At 47.6% G+C, this 2,125-nt stretch carries 2 tRNA genes and 2 rRNA genes; all 4 read left to right on the forward strand.

The features are described from left to right. Positions 1-54 (forward strand): 16S ribosomal RNA (locus tag AB6D80_RS24785); the annotation flags it as partial. 68 nt (positions 55-122) lie between these two features. After that, a tRNA-Ile gene (locus tag AB6D80_RS24790) sits at positions 123-199 on the forward strand. Positions 200-220: 21 nt separating this feature from the next. Further along, positions 221-296, forward strand: a tRNA-Ala gene (locus AB6D80_RS24795). Between the two features lie 336 nt (positions 297-632). Then, positions 633-2,125, forward strand: a 23S ribosomal RNA gene (locus tag AB6D80_RS24800); the annotation flags it as partial.

The following is a 2,125-nucleotide window of genomic DNA, read 5'->3' on the forward strand; positions in this document are numbered from 1 at the left end:
GTGAAGTCGTAACAAGGTAGCCCTAGGGGAACCTGGGGCTGGATCACCTCCTTATACGAAGATACTCACGATGAGTGTCCACACAGATTGATTAGGTTTAGAAAAGTAAAAGAGACGATATTGGGTCTGTAGCTCAGCTGGTTAGAGCGCTCGCCTGATAAGCGGGAGGTCGGTGGTTCGAGTCCACTCAGACCCACCAATATCGACTAGAAACAAAGATGGGGCTATAGCTCAGCTGGGAGAGCGCCTGCCTTGCACGCAGGAGGTCTGCGGTTCGATCCCGCATAGCTCCACCATCTTTAAGTGTTTTTATCTGAAAATATTTAAAAATGGTTCATTAGTTTGAATCAAGCTCTTTAACAATTTGGAAAGCTGACTGATTGATTACTTACGAGTAATTCAATCAAATTTAAAAGTTCTCAATGTTTATCTTTCATTAGATAAACACAACAAACACATTCAAGTGTCTTGTATTCGAATCAAACATTAGTTTGATTCACAATTGAGTCCGGCAAACAGTCATCAAGAATTAACCCTTCTTGATGACAACCAAAAACCTTGGTTAGTTGCCATACGCTTATTTGTCTTCACTTTTTAAAGTGAAAGCAAATAGAAACCCTTTCGGGTTGTATGGTTAAGTGACTAAGCGTACACGGTGGATGCCTTGGCAGTCAGAGGCGATGAAAGGCGTAATAACTTGCGATAAGCCCAGATTAGGTAGTAATAACCTTTTGAGTCTGGGATTCCTGAATGGGGAAACCCACTTACATAAGCAAGTATCCTGTTGTGAATACATAGCAACAGGAGGCAAACCGGGGGAACTGAAACATCTAAGTACCCCGAGGAAGAGAAATCAACCGAGATTCCGAAAGTAGCGGCGAGCGAAATTGGATTAGCCCTTAAGCTTTTAATGAGACAGATGAAGGCTCTGGAAAGTGCCGCAATAAAGGGTGATAGCCCCGTAATCGACATCTCATAATCAGTGAAAACGAGTAGGGCGGGACACGTGATATCCTGTCTGAATATGGGGGGACCATCCTCCAAGGCTAAATACTACTGACTGACCGATAGTGAACCAGTACCGTGAGGGAAAGGCGAAAAGAACCCCTGTGAGGGGAGTGAAATAGAACCTGAAACCGTGTACGTACAAGCAGTAGGAGCACCTTCGTGGTGTGACTGCGTACCTTTTGTATAATGGGTCAGCGACTTAATTTTAGTAGCAAGGTTAACCGTTTAGGGGAGCCGTAGGGAAACCGAGTCTTAACTGGGCGTACAGTTGCTAGGATTAGACCCGAAACCAGGTGATCTAGCCATGGGCAGGTTGAAGGTTGAGTAACATCAACTGGAGGACCGAACCGACTAATGTTGAAAAATTAGCGGATGACTTGTGGCTAGGGGTGAAAGGCCAATCAAACCTGGAGATAGCTGGTTCTCCCCGAAAGCTATTTAGGTAGCGCCTCGGACGAATACTACTGGGGGTAGAGCACTGTTAAGGCTAGGGGGTCATCCCGACTTACCAACCCTTTGCAAACTCCGAATACCAGTAAGTACTATCCGGGAGACACACGGCGGGTGCTAACGTCCGTCGTGGAGAGGGAAACAACCCAGACCGCCAGCTAAGGTCCCAAAGTATAGCTAAGTGGGAAACGATGTGGGAAGGCTCAGACAGCCAGGATGTTGGCTTAGAAGCAGCCATCATTTAAAGAAAGCGTAATAGCTCACTGGTCGAGTCGGCCTGCGCGGAAGATGTAACGGGGCTAAGCTATACACCGAAGCTGCGGCTACGTACCTTAGGGTATGTGGGGTAGGGGAGCGTTCTGTAAGCCGTTGAAGGTGGTCTGTAAGGGCTGCTGGAGGTATCAGAAGTGCGAATGCTGACATGAGTAACGATAAAGGGAGTGAAAAACTCCCTCGCCGGAAGACCAAGGGTTCCTGTCCAACGTTAATCGGGGCAGGGTAAGTCGACTCCTAAGGCGAGGCCGAAAGGCGTAGTCGATGGGAAACGGGTTAATATTCCCGTACTTCTTACAATTGCGATGGGGGGACGGAGAAGGCTAGGTGGGCCTGGCGACGGTTGTCCAGGTTCAAGTACGTAGGCGGAAAGTTTAGGTAAATCCGGACTTTC

The sequence above is a fragment of the Vibrio sp. 10N.247.310.17 genome (assembly GCF_041466605.1).
In the GTDB taxonomy this organism is placed as follows: Bacteria; Pseudomonadota; Gammaproteobacteria; order Enterobacterales; family Vibrionaceae; genus Vibrio; species Vibrio tasmaniensis_A.